The sequence below is a fragment of the Fundidesulfovibrio terrae genome, assembly GCF_022808915.1.
GTDB classification, from domain to species: Bacteria; Desulfobacterota; Desulfovibrionia; order Desulfovibrionales; family Desulfovibrionaceae; genus Fundidesulfovibrio; species Fundidesulfovibrio terrae.
The window spans coordinates 246,658-263,428 of sequence record NZ_JAKZFS010000005.1 but is presented as its reverse complement, the minus strand read 5'-3'; the positions used below and the strand labels follow the sequence as shown (position 1 = coordinate 263,428).

The window sequence follows — 16,771 nt, the reverse complement described above, 5'->3', positions numbered from 1 at the left end:
CCTCCAAAGAGCCCCCAATGCCACCAAACTCAAAGATAAACGGCTACCTCGCCGCCCTGGCCGCGACGATCATCTGGGCGGGTAATTTCGTATTGGCCCGCGGCGTCGCGCACGACATCCCGCCCCTTCAGCTGAACTTCTGGCGGTGGACCCTGGCGCTTGTCTGCATGCTTCCGGTGGCCCTGCCCAAGCTCCGAGCCGATTGGCCCGGCATGCGAAAGCATTGGCGCTACCTGGCCGCCATGGCCCTCGTCGGGGTCGCCGCCCTCAACGCGCTGATCTACAAGGCCGGCCAGACCACGCAAAGCCTGAACATGGCGCTTCTGGTCCCCACGGCCCCGATCATGATCATCGTCATGTCGCGCATCATCTATGGCGAGCCCATCACCTACCGCCGCCTGGCAGGGGTCGGTGTGGTCCTCGTGGGGGTGCTGGCCCTCATTTCACGCGGCGACTGGCAACATATCGCCGCGGTGAAATTCACCCCGGGGGACCTGTGGGCCCTGGCTGGTTCGGCCTGCTTCGCGGTGTACTCGCTCTTCATTCGCAAAAGACCGGCCAGCATTTCCCTTGAGGGCTTCAACGCGGCGATGTTCGGCGCAGGCATAGTTCTGATGGTTCCCGCGCTGGTGTGGGAGGCGGCCGTGATGCCCGCTCCGACCTGGAATGCCTCCGTGGTTGTGGCGGTGCTCTACGCCGGCATAGGTTGTTCCTTCGCCGCGTACCTGCTCTGGACGAAGGCCATTTCCGTCATCGGGCCGGTCCTGGCGGGAATCGTGTACTACAGCCTGCCGCTGTTTGCTGCTATTGAGTCCGTGGTTATCCTGGACGAACATATCGCCCTGTTCCACATTTTCGGCGGCGGGCTCATCATCGCGGGAATCCTGGTCGCGACCGTGGACAGGCGTTCTTTCGGCTAGGCATTGACCGTGGCGAAGCCTCGACGCGCCTGACGATCAAGAATCCCTGAACACCCGGCGGCCCGCTTTCGTGTCGCTCCAGGCATGATGACGAGACGCGGCCTGGTCACTGCGCGGGCTTCGCCTGAGGCGCTGGCCGCACATGGCCCTTGGGGCGGCCCTGGGGATCGGTGACGTTTCCCTGGGCGTCCACATGGGCCACAAGCTCGCCCGTCTTGCTCATGATGTTCCAGCCCCCCGCCGAATCAGACTTTGCGATGCCCTGGAAGTTCCCCTTGTTGTCGTACAAGGCTTTTCCCTGCTCATCTTCCGCGTTCCCCGGGAACGACAGGGATAAGGTCAGGATTGCGGCAAGAATGAGAATCTTCATGATGGCGGCCTCCTTGGCGTGCGGCAAGCTTCCGCTGTCGGAAAAGAAAAAGGGGCTTAGGACCGTTGTCCTAAACCCCTGTTTTCTTGGTGCGCCCGGCACGATTTGAACGTGCGACCTACGGATTCGTAGTCCGGCGCTCTATCCGCTGAGCTACGGGCGCGTCGTCGAGAAGAGGGTGTTTAAAGACATTACCCGGGACCGTCAAGCAATCTTTCAATTTTTTTGCAAATTAATTCGCCGGAAATTCTCAGCACCGGTCAAAAACTAGATCTGGAGCGGCTTGCGGCGGATCAGCTCGAATTCGGACACCCGCAGGAAATCCTTCCGGTGGGGGGCTCGTCTCAAGAAGGACCAGAATGCTCTCCCGCTGGCCGGTTCCCTTCACGGTGGCGAGCACGCTGCCCACGGTGAGTGCTGGCTCCCCCTCTTCGATAGACGGGCCATGTTGGGGTTGGCCCGCAATGTTCGCCCACTTGCGCGTGTTTGCGAGCGTGGCCATATGGATGTATTCGAGGTCCGGCTCTGGCATGCAGAACATGGGCGAGGCGTGCGGCATGCCGTCGGAGCTCGTGGCCAGCACGCACAGATTCCGATCGAGGATCAGCCGGGCCATGTCGTCAAGAATGGTCATGGACCTCCTGCTCTTCCAACAATTCAAGCAAGATTCTTCATATATGCAAAGCCTTCAAGACAAGCTCGCGGAAACCCGGCGCACCCTGTCCTCCCTGATTGAGCACCATGACCCGGCCCGCGTCGCCCTGGCCTGGACCGGCGGCAAGGACTCCACCGTGGTCCTGGACCTGTGGCGCGAGACCATGGGGTCGCGCCGCGTGCTGGCCGTCAACCTGGATACCGGGCACAAGTTTTCCGAGGTCATGGCCTTCCGCGACCGCATGGCCGAGGAGTGGGACGTGGACCTGCGGATCGTCCGCCCCCTGCCCGAGGACGTTCCGACCCGGATCGCCGCCGACAAGCTGGCCTGTTGCGGCGGGCTCAAGGTGCGCCCGCTCAGGCGGGCGGTGGCTGAACTGGGCCTGGAGGTGCTCATCACCGGCATCCGCGCCGACGAGAACCCCTCTCGCACGGACCTGACCCACTTGGAGGACCGGCAGGGTTACGTCCAGGCCAACCCCATCCTGCACTGGACCGAAATGGACGTCTGGGCGCACACGACCGCGCGCGGGCTGCCGTACTGCGAGCTCTATGACCGGGGGTACCGGTCGCTCGGGTGCGTGCCCTGCACGGCCAGGGCCGCCCACGGGCTCGATGAGCGGGCCGGGCGCAACCAGGAGAAGGAAGCCCGCATGGCCGAGCTGCGCGCCCTGGGCTACTTCTGAGCGCCGCTGGCGATCCATGGGCCTGCGGATGCGTAGTCCGAGGCTCTTGCCGTGACCGCGCGGCCCGTCCGGGAGGAGAACCGGACTTGCCTCGGCTTGCGGCCGGAAACGCCGTGCGGACAGTCCTGGGAGGGCTACTTCCGGTTGGCTTTGCCGGGGAAATCGTCTACGCTTCCTGCCTCCATGAGCCACGAACAGACGATTTCACCCATCATCCGCCACAAAAACCGGGTCATACGCCTGGGGGACGTCCTCCTGGGTGGGGACAACCCCATCCGCGTGCAGTCCATGACCAACACGGACACACGCGACGCGGCCGCGTCCATCGCCCAGGTGACGGCATTGGCCGAGGCCGGGTGCGAGATCATCCGCCTGGCGGTTCCCGACGAAGACGCCGCGAAAGCGCTTCGGCAGATCAAGGCCGCCTCGCCCATCCCGGTCATCGCTGACATCCACTTCGACTACCGCCTGGCGCTCAAGTCGCTGGATGCGGGCGTTGACGGCCTGCGCATCAATCCCGGCAACATCGGCGGCCAGGACAAGGTCGCGGCCGTAGTTCGCGCGGCAAAGGAGCGGGGCGCGCCCATACGCATCGGGGTCAACTCGGGGTCGGTGGAGAAGCACCTGCTGGAGAAGTTCGGCGGCCCCACCCCCGAGGCCATGGTGGAGAGCGCCCTGCACCACGTGCGCATGCTCGAGGACGAGAACTTCGACCAGATCAAGATTTCGCTCAAGTCCTCCTCGGTGCCCGCCACCGTGGCGGCCTATTCCCTTCTGTCCAAGAAGGTGGACTACCCCCTGCACATCGGCATCACCGAGGCCGGAACCCCGCTTCGGGGCGCGGCCAAGTCCGGCGTGGGGCTGGGCATTCTCCTGTGGATGGGCCTGGGGGACACGCTTCGGGTGTCGCTCACGGGCGACCCCTTGAACGAGATGGACGCCGCCTGGGAGATTCTGCGCTGCCTGGGGCTGCGCAGGCGCGGCCCGGAGATGGTCTCCTGCCCCACCTGTGGGCGCACCGAGATCGACTTGGCGGGCATGGCCGAGGCCGTGGAAAAGAAGCTGCGCCATGTGAAGACGCCCATCAAGGTGGCCGTCATGGGCTGCGTGGTGAACGGGCCGGGAGAGGCCCGCGAAGCAGACATCGGGCTGGCCGGGGGCCGCGACTGCGCCGTGATCTTCCGCAAGGGGGAAGTGGTGCGCAAGGTGCGCGGCGAGGCCAACGTCCTGGCCGAATTCATGAAAGAACTGGACCTCATCATAACGGAGTTCGAAGAAAGATGCGACTGAGCCGCTACTACGCCCCAACCCTGAAGGAAGATCCCGCCGACGCCGAAGTGGTCAGCCACAAGCTGATGCTGCGCGCGGGCATGATCCGCAAGCTCACCTCGGGCATCTACACTTTCCTGCCCCTCGGGCTGCGCTCGCTCAACAAGGCCGCGCGCATCGTGCGCGAGGAGATGGACCGTGCCGGAGCCCTGGAAATTCTCATGCCCGGTGTCCAGCCGGCCGATCTCTGGCAGGAGACGGGCCGCTGGGAGTTCTACGGCAAGGAGCTTTTGCGCTTCAAGGACCGTCATGACCGCGACTACTGCCTCGGGCCCACGCACGAGGAGGTGGTCACGGACCTCATCCGCCACGAAGTACGCTCCTACAGGCAGCTGCCGCTGAACCTGTACCAGATTCAAAGCAAGTTCCGCGACGAAATCAGGCCGCGTTTCGGGCTCATGCGCGGGCGCGAGTTCCTCATGAAGGACGCCTACTCCTTCGATAAGGACGAGGAAGGCTCCATGGTGAGCTACAAGGGCATGTACGACGCGTACTGCCGCATTTTCGAGCGCCTGGGGCTCAGGTTCCGCGCGGTCGAGGCCGACACCGGCTCCATCGGCGGCAACTACTCACACGAGTTCATGGTGCTGGCCGACACCGGCGAGGACACCGTGGCAGCCTGCTCCGCCTGCGCCTACGGGGCCAACCTGGAGAAGGCCGAGGCCGTGGCTCCCGCCGGGACCAAGCCCGGCAACTGCCCCGAGTTCAAGCGCGTGCCCACGCCCGGAAAGCACACCGTGGAGGAGGTGGCGGAATTTCTGAACGTGCCCGTGAAGAAGGTGGTCAAGACGCTTCTTTTCGTGGCCGACGGTCAGCCCGTGGCCGCGCTGGTGCGCGGCGACCGCGAGCTCAACGAAGTGAAGCTGAAGAACGCCCTCAAGGCCCAGGACGTGGCCCTGGCGTCTCCCGAGCAGGTGCAGGCCTGGACCGGCGCTCCCGTGGGCTTCGCCGGGCCGGTGAAGCTGAACATCAAGACCATCCTGGCCGACCGCGAGCTGGCCAACGACACCGACTGGGTCGTAGGCGCCAACGCCGCCGACGAGCACCTGATCCACGTGGACCTGGACGACGACGCCTTCGTCACCAACTACGCGGACCTGCGTTCGGTGACGAGCGGCGACCCCTGCCCCAAGTGCGCCACGGGCCTGTCCCTGACCAAGGGGATCGAGGTGGGGCACGTGTTCAAGCTGGGGTACAAGTATTCCGAGGCCATGAAGGCCACCTTCCTGGACGAGCAGGGCAAGGAACGCATCGTGTACATGGGGTGCTACGGAATAGGCGTGTCGCGGGTGGTGGCGGCCTGCATCGAGCAGAACCACGACGGCAACGGCATCAAGTTCCCGCCCGCCCTGGCTCCCTACGAGGCGGCCGTCCTGTGCCTGGACGTGAAAGGCGAGGCCCTGGCCAAGGCCGAGGAAATCTACGGCTGGCTGGGCACCCAGGGCGTGGACGCGCTGCTGGACGACCGCGACGAGCGCCCGGGCGTGAAGTTCAAGGACGTGGACCTCATGGGCATGCCCATGCAGGTCGTCATCGGCGGCAAGGGCTTGGCGCGCGGCGTGATCGAGGTGAAGGACCGCCGCACGGGCGAGAAGTCCGAGCTGCCGGTGGAGGGTTTCGAGGCCGCGTTCACCGCGTGGCGGGAGCAGGTGCTGGCCGGCTGGAACGCCAGATAGCTCTGGTCCAGCGTTTGACCGAACAACCCTTGGCGCTTTCCGGAACGGGCTCCGGGCAGCACCGTATTCACCATGAGGGATTCCATAGGGCGAGAGCCCTTTGGCCGCCGGAGGCTCCCCCCACGACGATGGCCGCCACCACGAACCGCATACCGGCGATCTGACCGATGCAGCACATCTTCCGCGTCGGCGAGATCACCCGCGCCCTCAAGGACGTCGTGGAGGGCCAGTTCCCCTTCGTGTGGGTGCGGGGTCAGGTGTCCAACCTGGCCCGTCCGGCCTCGGGGCACGTGTACTTCTCGCTCAAGGACGAGGAAGCCGTGCTGAACGTGGTCTGGTTCAAGGGCAGCCAGTCCGGGGTGACTCTCAACGGCTCGGAACGCTACGACCCGCTGACCGGCGAGGTGATGGACGGTCCCGCGGATTCGTCCTGGCTTGCCGACGGAGCGGACGTGCTCTGCGCCGGGCGGCTCACGGTGTACGCCCCGCGCGGGGCCTACCAGCTGGTGGCGGAGCTGGTGCAGGACATGGGCCTGGGACGGCTCTACATGGAGTTCGAGGCCCTCAAGCAGCGCATGGGGGCCCAGGGGCTGTTCGCCCCTGAGCGCAAGCGCCCGCTTCCGGCAAATCCCCGGCGCGTGGCCGTGGTCACGGCTCCGACGGGCGCGGCCATCCGGGATTTTCTGCGCGTGGCGAATGCTCGCGGCACGGGTTGCGAGGTGCGCATCTTTCCGGCCCTGGTGCAGGGCGAGGCCGCTCCGGGCCAGATCGCCGAGGCCCTTGACGCGGCCGCGAGCGACGGCTGGGCCGAAGTGGTGGTGCTGACGCGGGGCGGCGGCTCCATCGAGGACCTGTGGGCCTTCAACACCGAGGCCGTGGCCCAGGCGGTGTTCAAAAGCTCCGTTCCCGTGCTGACCGGCGTGGGGCACGAGGTGGACACCACCATCGCGGACCTGGTGGCCGACGTGCGCGCTGCCACGCCAAGCCACGCGGCCCAGCTCCTGTGGCCCGACCGCGCGGTGCTGGCCCAGCGCGCCGACGAATTGGACATGCGCTTGAACCAGGCGTTTTCGCGTTTCACGCGTGGTAAGGCTGAACGTCTGGAGGCGCTGGCGAAGGCATTGTCCTGGCTGTCCCCACGGGGCAAGGTCGATCGCCTGGGCGAGCGCCTGGACGACCTGTGCGGGCGTCTGGCCCGGTCCGGACGGGCGTTGGCTGCCGGACCGCAAGGCGCGCTCGGCATGCTTGAGGCGCGGCTTGCGCGCGCGGGACAGGCCCTGCCCGCGCAGGGCGAAGCCCGGCTGGACGGCCTGGAGCGACGCCTGAGCGCGTTCGGCCCTGCATGGATCGAGGCTCTCGGTACGCGCCTGGAGGCTGCGGCGAGCCGTCTGCAACCCACTGGGGAGCGCTGCCTGGAACGCTCGGCCGCGCGCCTGGACCTCATGGCGGCGCGGCTTGCCGGGCTCGATCCCGAGGCCCCGCTCGATCGGGGCTATGTCATGGCCCGCAAGGCCGATGGAACTTTTCTGCGTCGGGTGGACGAGGTCCGCCCCGGCGACGCACTGGACATCGTGGTCCGCGACGGCACGGTGAAGACCGCCGTCTCGGGCGTGGAGAAGAACCGGAAATGATCATCCGGGCGCTCGTGGCGCTTCTTTTTCTGGCGTTCGCCGCCGTCTCGCAGGCCGCCACCCTGGTGGAGGGGCCGCTTTCCGTCACTGTGCCCGAGGCAGTGGGCGAGGGAGCTCCCTTCCTGGTGGAGGTGCGCCTGCAGAACCAGGTGGAGAAGGTCACGGTGGAGTGGCTGGGAAAGACCGTGGACGTGACCATGAACAGGCGCGAAGGCGCGTTTCGGGGCGAGGTCCTCCTTGGCGCCGGGCTTGGCTGCCCCCACGGCGAGCAGACCCTTGTGGTGGAGGCCCTGCGGCCCAACCGGCGCGAGATGGTGCTGGGCAAGATCACGGTCAACGCCGTGGATTTCCCGGAACAGCGCCTGAAGCTGCCGCCCAAGATGGTCACGCCTTCCAAGGATGATCTGGCCCGCATCAAGCGCGAGCAGGAACTGATCACCAAGGCCCTGGCCGGAATAACACCCCGCCGTTTCTGGAGCTTTCCGTTTCTCCGTCCCGTTCCGGGCGAGGTGACCAGCGCCTTCGGCCTGCGCCGGATTTTGAACGGCCAGCCGCGCAGCCCCCATTCCGGGCTGGACCTGGACGGCAAGACAGGCGACCCGGTCGCTGCCGCCAACCAGGGCAAGGTGGTCCTGGTGGGGGATTTCTACTTCAACGGAAAGTCGGTATTCATCGATCACGGACAGGGCGTGATCTCCATGTACTTCCATCTGTCGCGCGTTGACGTTGTGCTGGGCCAGTACGTGGAGCGCGGCCATCAGGTGGGACAGGTGGGGGCCTCCGGGCGCGCCACGGGTCCACACCTTCATTTCGGCATGAAGATTCTGGGCCAGGCCGTGGACCCGACCCCGCTGTTCACGGCCGAAAGCGCCGAAGGCCTTGGGGGCAAGGGGGGCTCATGAACGACAAGCAGAATAGTTTCGAAAACAATCTCGAACGGTTGCAGAAGATAGTCGATCAGCTTGAATCCGGAGAGCTGGCCCTGGAGCAGGGCGTGTCCCTGTACAAGGAGGGGCTTTCGCTCACGGCCTCCTGCCGCAAACAGCTGGACGAGGCCCGGCTGGCCGTGAGCCAGGTGACACCGGAAGGGCTCGCGCCGTTCGACGCCAACGCAAGCGAGGAGAAGTGACGTGCCTGTCAAGCAACGCTTGAAGAATTACGCCGACGGAGTGGAAGCCTTCCTGCGCGGTTCGCTCAAGGGAAAGGGCATCCCGGCGGGACTCCTGGAGTCCATGGAATACAGCCTGCTGGCCGGGGGCAAGCGCCTGCGGCCCGTCTTGTGCCTGTGCTTCGCGCGCATGCTGGGCGCGCCCGCCCAGGCAGCCATGCCCTTTGCCGCGTCGTTTGAATACATCCACACCTATTCGCTGGTGCACGACGACCTTCCGGCCATGGACGACGACGACCTGCGCCGGGGCAGGCCCTCCAACCACAAGGTGTTCGGGGAGGCCATGGCCATCCTGGCGGGTGACGCCCTGCTCACCGAAGCGTTCGGGCTCATGGCCCGGACCTCCGAGTTCCTGCCCGCCGACCGGGTGTCCAGGGCCATCGCCACCCTGGCCCGAGCCGCAGGAGCGGCCGGGATGGTAGGCGGTCAGGCCCTGGACATGGCCTACACGGCCAAGGCCGGGGTCAGCCTGGAGGAGCTGCGCGAGATGCAGGCCCTCAAGACCGGCGCGCTCATCACCGCCGCCTGCGTCTGCGGCGCGGAGCTGGCCGGGGCCTCGGACGATCTCGTGGCCCGCGCCAAAAGCTACGGGCAGTCCGTCGGCGCGGCCTTTCAGATCGTGGACGACGTGCTGGACGTGGTGGGCGACGAGAAGACCTTGGGCAAGCCCGTGGGCTCCGACGAGGAGCAGGGCAAGACCACCTATCCGTCGCTCATCGGCGTGGACCACAGCATGGACCTGGCCAGGCGGCATGCGGCCCAGGCCGTGGACAGCCTCTCGCCCTTCGAGGGCGAGGAGGCGGCGTTCCTGCGCGATCTGGCGCAATACATAGTGGATCGCGTTTCCTAGGAGTAATACGACTCATGTCCCTTCTCGACGGACATCCCCTGACCATGCTCGCTCGCGTGGAAAAGCCTTCTGACTTAGCCAAGCTCTCCACGGAGGAGCTCGCGCACCTGGCCAAGGACGTGCGCGAACTCATCATCGCCACGGTCTCGGAAAACGGTGGACACCTGGCCCCGTCACTTGGCGTGGTGGAGCTCACCCTGGCGCTGCTTTCCGTTTTCGATCCTTCGCGTGACAAGATCGTCTGGGACGTGGGGCACCAGGCATATGCCTACAAGATCCTGACCGGACGCCGCGACACCTTCCACACTCTGCGCACCCTGGGCGGCGTGAGCGGCTTCCCGCGCATGGCCGAGAGCCCTTACGACCACTTCGGCACCGGGCACTCCAGCACGTCCATCTCGGCCGCGTCGGGCATGGCCATGGCCCGCGACGTGCTCGGGGCGAGCAACAAGGTGCTGGCCGTCATCGGCGACGGCTCCATGACCGCAGGCCTGGCCTACGAGGGCCTGAACCAGGCGGGCGGAGACGAGCGCGACCTGGTGGTCGTGCTCAACGACAACAAGATGTCCATCTCCAAGAACGTGGGGGCGCTGTCGCTGTTTTTGTCGCGCAAGCTCTCCAACCGCTGGGTGCAGCGGGCCAAGAAGGAGTTCGAGTCCATGGCCCGGCTCATGCCCTTCGGCCAGGAGATGGTGGAGATCGTCAAGCGCGGCGAGGAGTCCTTCAAGGGCTTCTTCACCCCGGGCATGCTCTTCGAGGCGTTCCATTTCAACTACGTGGGCCCCATCGACGGTCACGATCTGCCCAAGCTCACCTCCGTGTTCAAGGAGGTGCGCGACATGAAGGGCCCCGTGCTGGTGCACGTGCTCACCCAGAAGGGCAGGGGCTACAGCCCGGCCGAGAAGAATCCCACATATTTCCACGGGGTGGGCTCCTTCGAGCCGGAAACAGGCGAGGCCATCAAGAACGCGGGCGTCAAGCTGCCCTCGTACACCGACGTCTTCGGCGACACCCTGTGCAAGCTCGCCGCCAAGGACCCGCGTATCGTGGCCATCACCGCGGCCATGCCCGAAGGCACGGGGCTTTCCTGCTTCTCTCGGCTCTTCCCGGAGCGCTTCGTGGACGTGGGCATCTGCGAGCAGCACGCCGTGACCTTCGCTGCCGGCCTGGCCACCCAGGGGCTCAAACCCGTGGTGGCCATCTATTCAACGTTCCTGCAACGCTCCTACGACCAGATCGTGCACGACGTCTGCCTGCAGAACCTGCCTGTAACCCTCTGCCTGGACCGGGGAGGGCTGGTAGGCGAGGACGGAGCCACGCACCACGGTGTGTTCGACCTCTCCTTCCTGCGCCACATCCCAAACCTGGTGCTCATGGCACCCAAGGACGAGGCCGAACTCCAGAGGATGCTGGCCACGGCCATGGCCCACGACGGTCCCGTGGCCATACGCTACCTGCGTGGCGTGGGCATCGGGGCCGAGCTTGCATGCGACCCCGAACCTCTGCCTGTCGGCCAAGGGGAACTTCTGCGCGACGGCAAGGACGCGCTCATTGTGGCCATCGGCAGCCGGGTGCTCCCGGCGCTTCAGGCCGCCGTGGAATTGGAGGCTGAAAGCGGGCTGTCCGTGGCTGTCTACAACGCCCGGTTCGTCAAACCCCTGCCCGCCGAGGACCTGGTATCCCTGGCCGGGCGCTTCAGTCGCGTCCTCACCGTTGAGGAAAACGCCCTCCAGGGCGGGTTCGGTTCGGCAGTGGTGGAGCTTTTAAGCGACGAGGGGAAACTGGCGGGCACGGCGGTCAGGCGCCTGGGCATCCCGGACCACTTCGTGGAGCACGGGCCGCAGAAGATTCTGCGGGAGATGCTGGGCATCCACAAGCAGGGGATCAAGGACGCCGCGAAGGACCTTATTTCCTCTTAAGGATGAGTGGCATGAGCAAGGTCTCGATCATCCTGTGCCACCCCTCCCCTGGCAGTTTCAACCATGCCATCGCCGAACGGGCGTCATTGACGCTCAAGAATCTCGGCCATGAGGTCGCCTTGCACGACCTCTACGCCGAGCGCTTTCCGCCAGCGCTGCCCGATGTGGAGATTCCCCGGGATGGCGTGGTGCCCGGTGTCATCACCCGGCACTGCGAGGAAATCGCCCAAGTGGACGGGATCGTGGTTGTGCACCCGAACTGGTGGGGCATGCCCCCGGCAGTGCTTACAGGCTGGGTGGACCGGGTGATGCGCCCCGGCGTGGCCTATGAGTTCCTCGAGGGCGACGGGGGCGAGGGGGTTCCCAGGGGACTCCTCAAGGCCAGAAGCGCAGTGGTCCTCAATACCTCCAACACGCTGGAAGACCGCGAGCGTAAAGTTTTCGGCGATCCGCTCGAACGCATCTGGAAAGACTGCATTTTCGATCTGTGCGGGGTGAAGGATTTCCACCGCCGGACTTTTTCCGTTGTGGTCGCCTCCACTCCTGAACAGCGCAGCAGCTGGCTGGACGAAGCCGAGGCCATGCTGACCGGCATTTTCGGAACTGCCTGAGCCGACCACCAATCGGCCTCATTGCCGGCGGATGCTGCCCGCCACGGCCTGACGGTCGCGCCGTCCTTAGAAATTGAAACGGGCCGGTCTGCGGGGAATTCCCCCCAGACCGGCCCGCGCCGTTTGCATGGTCTTTCTTCTCTCAGGAGCCGCGCCGGAAAAACACGATGGTCATTCCCACGCCGATGAGCACGATGATGGCGCGCACGATCTTGGGGTTCATCTTCCTGGCGTAGTGGGCCCCCATGTAGCCTCCTGCCACCGAGCCCAAGAGCATCACCGCGGTCTGCGTCCACCAGACCTTGCCCGCGATAACGAAGCACACCACGGCCACCGCGTTCATGGAGCCGCCAAGCAGCGTCTTGAGCGCGTTCATGGAGCGGATGTCCTTGAGCCCCAGCAGGCTGAACAGCGCCAGCATGATGATGCCCACCGCGCCGCCGAAATATCCGCCGTAGATGGCCACCAGATACTGACAGGCAAGCACCGTGGGCACGCCGATGTGGAAGCGACTGCTGAGCCAGGGGGCGATTTTGGGGCCGAAGGTGAAAAGCACGGTAGCAAAAGCCAGAAGCCAGGGGATGACCACGTCGAAGGCGTGCTGCGATGTGAAGAGAAGCAGCAGCGCACCGGTGACTCCACCGGCAAGACTCACGAGCAGGGAGGCCTTGAAGGGGATGTTCTCAAAGTGGGTGAAATCCCGGCGATAGGCCCAGGCGCTGGCGAAGCTGCCGGGAAACAGGGCCACTGTGCTCGAAGCGTTGGCGATCACCGAGGGCACACCGGTGAAAACCAGAGCGGGAAACGTGAGGAATGAGCCCCCGCCAGCCACCGCGTTCATGACACCAGCGAAGAACGCGGCCGTGGTCAACAAAAGATACGAACCCATGACAATCCCCCTGTACGAACTTGCGGCCGAACCACCAGCCGAGACAATACGTCCCCGGCCGTGCGGCCGGACGGGTCTTACCCGACCGGCCACGCGAATGTTTGAGAGGTTGCGACAAGATATGTCGCGATATGGACAAAAATGGTGCGGGGGAGGGCTAGCGCTTGGCCACAACCTCGACTTCTACCAGCACGTCGCGGGGCAGCCGGGCCACCTCGACGCCGGAACGGGCGGGGTATGGGGCCGCGAAGCATGAGGCGTAGACCTCGTTCACAGCTTGGAAGTCATTCATATCCTTAAAGAAGACAGTGGCTTTGACTACGTTCTCCATGCCGAGGCCTGCGGCCGTGAGTACGGCCTTGACGTTGACCAGGACCTGCCGGGCCTGATCGGCTGCCCCACCGGGGACGATCTGGCCCGTGGCAGGGTCGATGGGTATCTGGCCGGAACAGAAGAGCAGGTCTCCGGCCCAAACGGCCTGGGAATAGGGGCCGATGGCGGCCGGGGCGTTCTTGGTGTCGATGATCTCTTTGGCGGACATGAAGTGCTCCTTGAGTGAGGCTCGGACATGTGTACCCCAGCAACGAGGCGAGGCCAAGACCTAGCAATGACAACCTGTATGCGGTAAAGAGGCGGATAGTCACAGGCGTTTGGCGGGCGTGCGGACGCGGATAACGACCGTCCCCAGGATCAAATATCCCGAGAAAGCGGCGTTTCCGGACGCCTGGGCAACCCGAACAGTTCTCTCCCGCCTTCAGGGCGGATTGCGCGAAGAGCACGATATGGTTACCGGTTCCCACAGCAGACGCATGCTTGCGACCCTCCTGGCCGTTGCCGTGGGGATGGGGGTTTATCTCGTCCACAGCGTGTCCTGGCACCGGCAGGATGAGCTCCGGCAACGTTGGACCGAATGCCGCAACGCCAGCCTCCTGGCCGACGAAGCCGCAAGCGCGTTCGTGGACCGTTATGTGGCGTTGTTCACCGGGGTGGCCCGAATCCCCGCGGTCCGTTCCCACGATGCGGCCGCATCAGGAGACTATTTCCGGCAGTTGGAGCAGTCCTTTCCTGAAGCGGAGAACATCGCCGCTACCGGAAAGGACGGTTGTTTCTTCGCCTCCGCCAAACCCCTTTCCGTTCCGCCGCAATGCATTTCCGGCAAGGAATTCTTCCAACGAGTGGCAAAGGGAGCTCCTCTAGCGGTGATGCAGCCCCACCAGGGTCCCATCACTGGAGAAATGGTCACGGGAGTTGTCGTGCCTCTGACCGGCGACAGCGGAGAATTCAACGGCCTCGTCGGCGCATCCATCCATTTCTCGGCGCTTTCGGCCAGATGGGACGAACTGGCCGCGTCCGTCAAACCGTCGCTGGTGGTCTACGGTCAGTCGGGCCAAGTCAACTACGCCACCGGGCCGTTCGCCGGCTTGCTCGGCAAGGCCGTTCGCGAACAGGCGCCGAGCCTGCTGGAGGTCGACGCCAAGGGCGACTTTCCTTCCGTCAGGTTCGAGGGCCTCGAGTACCTGGCCGGAGTGCTCGAATCCAGAAGCAGCGGCCTGACCATCCTGGCGCTCATGCCCAGGCAGGTGGGCGTGCTCGGCTACTTCCGGGACCATCCGGAAACACCCTGGATGGTCTCGTGCATCGCCATACTGCTGGCCATGGCCGGATATCTGCAGTGGAAACACCGGACATGGGAGCGGGCGCTTACGACCAGCGAACATCGCTTCCGCATGATTCTCGAGCATTCCCCGGCTGGCATCGGGGTGTACGAGGCGGTCTCGGGTCGTTGCGTTGCCGCCAACCGGACCATGGCCGACCTCATGGGAGGGACGCTCGAAGAGTTGCGGCGGCAGAATTTCAGGGACCTTGCCTCCTGGAGGAACTCTGGGCTGCTCGCCCTGTCTGAACGCGTGCTCTCGAGCGGCGAGCCATCCCGCATGGATATCGGCATGACGTCGAACTTCGGCAAGGAGGTCATGATCGACTGCCTGCTGGCCCGCATCGAGGCGGATTCCGTGCTCTACCTGCTCCTGATCATCGCGGACATCTCCGAAAAGACCCGCATGCAGGAGATCATGGTTCAGACGGAAAAGATGATGAGCCTGGGCGGTCTTGCTGCCGGAATGGCGCACGAAATCAACAACCCCTTGAGCGGTATCCTGCAGAACGCCCAGGTATTGGCGAACAGGCTGGAGAACGACACCCCCGTCAACCGCGCTGCGGCGTTCGAATCCGGTTGCGAGCTCGAGACCGTCTGGAGCTACCTGCGGCGACGAGACGCCTACGCGCTGTTGCGAGGCATCCGCGATTCGGCCAAGCGGGCCGCAGTGACAGTGTCCAACATGCTGGAATTCAGCCGCAAGACCAGCGGGGAAAAGACTTTCACGGACTTGAACGGCCTTCTGGACAGGGCTCTGGAACTCAGCCTGAACGACTACGACCTCAAGAAAAAATACGATTTCAGGAAGGTGCTCGTCGAGAAGGACTATGACACGTCACTGCCGCCGGTTCCCTGTACGGCCAATCAAGTGGAGCAGGTGGTGCTCAACCTGCTCAAGAACGCCGCCCAGGCCATGAAATGCTGCACGGAGGGCGTGGCTCCGTCCAGACTCGCGCTGCGCACGCGCCTGGACGGAGAGTACGTCCGAATCGAAGTGGAGGACAACGGTCCGGGCATGCCTGAAGACGTGCGCAAGCGAGTATTCGAGCCCTTCTTCAGCACCAAACCGCCCGGAGAAGGTACCGGGCTCGGCCTGTCCGTGTCCTATTACATCATCACCTCGAACCACAAAGGGACCTTCGAGGTGGTCTCGAAGCCTGGGCAGGGCACCACGTTCATCATCCGGCTTCCGCTTGGCGACGACGGCTCCAAAACAACGACTTTCTGATTCCTCCGTGCGGCTCGTCTGGACGCCCCTTCCGACAGGCCAATCCTTCTGGACGTTCCTCCGATTCATGCCGTGCGCTGCTCCTTCGATCAGGCAGTTATCTCTTCAGGAACTTCTCCCGCGACGCGAAGGAGGTATCCGAGAAATCCGAGAAGAGCCCATCCACGCCCAACTCGAAGAACTGGATGTACTCCGCCCGGGGATCGCCTCCGTACTCGGCAGCCAGGAAACGCGCCTCGTTGCGGAAAGTGTAGGGATGCACCAGGAGCCCGGCCGCGTGGGCGTCGCGCACGAGCGTTGACGGGGCCTTGAGGGACTTGTCCGGGGTCTCGCCCACGATGAGGCGCTTCCAAGGGCCGATGCCCGCCGCGTATGCGGCCATGCCTTTGAGTTCCGAAGGCTTGCACAGGTCGGCGTAGGTGCGCGGGTCGCCCGAGACCACAAAATCGTACGGGCGCATGTCCGGTTCCTCGAAGAGTTGGATCAAGGGGACGTCGATCATCTTTTTCAAATCCTTGAGGTTGGCAACCTCGAAGGACTGGATGAACACGGGCGAATCCGCCTTGTCCCATCCGGCATCCTTGAGTTCCCTGACGAGCGGCTCCTCCAGGTTCAGGCCGATGGAGCGGAAATAGGTGGGATGCTTGGTCTCGGGGTAGATGCCGATCACCCGACCCGTTTCGGCGCTTTTGCGCTTGGCCAGCGCGATGATTTCCCGGAAAGTGGGTATCTCGAATTTTCCGTTGAAGGACTGGTCCCGGAATTCCAGGCGCTCCCTGGCCCGCAGGGTCTTGAGTTCGGCCAGGGTGAAGTCCTCGGTGAACCAGCCCTCCACCGGCTGGCCGTCGATGGTCTTCATGGCTTTTCGCTCCGGAAATTTCACGGCGACGTCCGTGGTTCCGGATATCTCGTTCTCGTGGCGGGCCACCAGCACGCCGTCACTGGTGGAAACCAGATCTGGCTCGATGAAGTCCGCTCCCAGCTCCACAGCCAGTTCGTAGGATGCCAGGGTGTGCTCGGGACGGTAGCCGCAGGCTCCCCGGTGGCCGATTATGATGGGTGATTTGGCGGCTGGCAGGGCGATATCCTCCGTAAATGATGCGAAAAGAATGAGCGCGGCCAGAAGTGCGCTGGGAATCCTCATGATGGTCTCCTGTGGCGCGGGGCCTCACGCGGGCATTTA

Annotated in this window: 16 protein-coding genes and 1 tRNA gene; 11 read left to right on the top strand and 6 right to left on the bottom strand. The window is 64.6% G+C overall.

What is annotated here, in order from left to right; genetic code table 11:
• Positions 1-17 precede the first annotated feature (17 nt).
• Entirely contained in the window at positions 18-920 is a 903-nt protein-coding gene (locus tag ML540_RS15910) for a DMT family transporter (protein ID WP_243363404.1), read from the top strand.
• Positions 921-1,026: 106 nt separating this feature from the next.
• Here ML540_RS15910 and ML540_RS15905 read toward each other — a convergent pair whose 3' ends face one another.
• The 3 genes from ML540_RS15905 to ML540_RS15895 all read right to left on the bottom strand — a co-directional run bounded on the left by ML540_RS15905 (position 1,027) and on the right by ML540_RS15895 (position 1,924).
• A complete protein-coding gene (locus ML540_RS15905) occupies positions 1,027-1,290 on the bottom strand; it encodes a hypothetical protein (RefSeq protein WP_243363401.1) in 264 nt (87 codons plus the stop codon).
• Positions 1,291-1,377: 87 nt separating this feature from the next.
• Positions 1,378-1,453 (bottom strand) — tRNA-Arg (locus ML540_RS15900).
• Between the two features lie 87 nt (positions 1,454-1,540).
• Positions 1,541-1,924, bottom strand: a complete 384-nt coding sequence (locus tag ML540_RS15895; protein ID WP_243363398.1) for a pyridoxamine 5'-phosphate oxidase family protein — start codon at positions 1,922-1,924, stop codon at positions 1,541-1,543.
• Between the two features lie 43 nt (positions 1,925-1,967).
• On the opposite strand from ML540_RS15895, the gene ML540_RS15890 reads away from it, so the two are divergent.
• From ML540_RS15890 to ML540_RS15850, 9 genes are all read left to right on the top strand, one after another.
• The gene (locus ML540_RS15890) at positions 1,968-2,630 is read left to right on the top strand and encodes a phosphoadenosine phosphosulfate reductase family protein (RefSeq protein ID WP_243363396.1); all 663 of its coding nucleotides are present in this window, start codon (positions 1,968-1,970) and stop codon (positions 2,628-2,630) included.
• A 183-nt stretch (positions 2,631-2,813) separates the two neighbouring features.
• Positions 2,814-3,920 carry a flavodoxin-dependent (E)-4-hydroxy-3-methylbut-2-enyl-diphosphate synthase gene (ispG, locus tag ML540_RS15885; RefSeq protein ID WP_243363393.1) on the top strand — a complete coding sequence of 369 codons (1,107 nt, stop codon included), beginning with the start codon at positions 2,814-2,816 and terminating at the stop codon, positions 3,918-3,920.
• Positions 3,911-5,635 carry a proline--tRNA ligase gene (locus ML540_RS15880; protein WP_243363384.1) on the top strand — a complete coding sequence of 575 codons (1,725 nt, stop codon included), beginning with the start codon at positions 3,911-3,913 and terminating at the stop codon, positions 5,633-5,635. Before ispG ends, ML540_RS15880 begins: the two co-directional genes overlap by 10 nt.
• Before the next feature lie 167 nt (positions 5,636-5,802).
• On the top strand, positions 5,803-7,266 hold the full coding sequence (xseA, locus tag ML540_RS15875) for an exodeoxyribonuclease VII large subunit (protein ID WP_243363380.1): 1,464 nt from the start codon (positions 5,803-5,805) through the stop codon (positions 7,264-7,266).
• Positions 7,263-8,168, top strand: a complete 906-nt coding sequence (locus ML540_RS15870) for a M23 family metallopeptidase (RefSeq protein WP_243363377.1) — start codon at positions 7,263-7,265, stop codon at positions 8,166-8,168. The genes xseA and ML540_RS15870 overlap by 4 nt, the downstream gene beginning before the upstream one ends.
• Positions 8,165-8,395 (top strand): exodeoxyribonuclease VII small subunit, encoded by a 231-nt coding sequence (xseB, locus tag ML540_RS15865; protein ID WP_243363376.1) that lies wholly within the window; start codon positions 8,165-8,167, stop codon positions 8,393-8,395. The genes ML540_RS15870 and xseB overlap by 4 nt, the downstream gene beginning before the upstream one ends.
• Position 8,396: 1 nt before the next feature.
• Entirely contained in the window at positions 8,397-9,284 is an 888-nt protein-coding gene (locus ML540_RS15860) for a polyprenyl synthetase family protein (protein WP_243363375.1), read from the top strand.
• Between the two features lie 14 nt (positions 9,285-9,298).
• Entirely contained in the window at positions 9,299-11,203 is a 1,905-nt protein-coding gene (gene dxs, locus ML540_RS15855; protein WP_243363374.1) for a 1-deoxy-D-xylulose-5-phosphate synthase, read from the top strand.
• Positions 11,204-11,214: 11 nt separating this feature from the next.
• Positions 11,215-11,814, top strand: coding sequence for an NAD(P)H-dependent oxidoreductase (locus tag ML540_RS15850; protein WP_243363373.1), 600 nt, complete (start codon positions 11,215-11,217; stop codon positions 11,812-11,814).
• 142 nt (positions 11,815-11,956) lie between these two features.
• On the opposite strand, the gene ML540_RS15845 is transcribed toward ML540_RS15850, so the two are convergent.
• Both ML540_RS15845 and ML540_RS15840 read right to left on the bottom strand, forming a co-directional pair.
• Positions 11,957-12,703, bottom strand: coding sequence for a sulfite exporter TauE/SafE family protein (locus tag ML540_RS15845; RefSeq protein ID WP_243363372.1), 747 nt, complete (start codon positions 12,701-12,703; stop codon positions 11,957-11,959).
• Positions 12,704-12,860: 157 nt separating this feature from the next.
• A complete protein-coding gene (locus tag ML540_RS15840; protein ID WP_243363371.1) occupies positions 12,861-13,244 on the bottom strand; it encodes a RidA family protein in 384 nt (127 codons plus the stop codon).
• Positions 13,245-13,512: 268 nt separating this feature from the next.
• Between ML540_RS15840 and ML540_RS15835 the strand changes: the two genes are divergently transcribed.
• Positions 13,513-15,588, top strand: a complete 2,076-nt coding sequence (locus ML540_RS15835) for an ATP-binding protein (protein ID WP_243363370.1) — start codon at positions 13,513-13,515, stop codon at positions 15,586-15,588.
• 97 nt (positions 15,589-15,685) lie between these two features.
• Here ML540_RS15835 and ML540_RS15830 read toward each other — a convergent pair whose 3' ends face one another.
• The gene (locus ML540_RS15830; protein WP_243363369.1) at positions 15,686-16,732 is read right to left on the bottom strand and encodes a glycerophosphodiester phosphodiesterase; all 1,047 of its coding nucleotides are present in this window, start codon (positions 16,730-16,732) and stop codon (positions 15,686-15,688) included.
• Positions 16,733-16,771 lie beyond the last annotated feature (39 nt).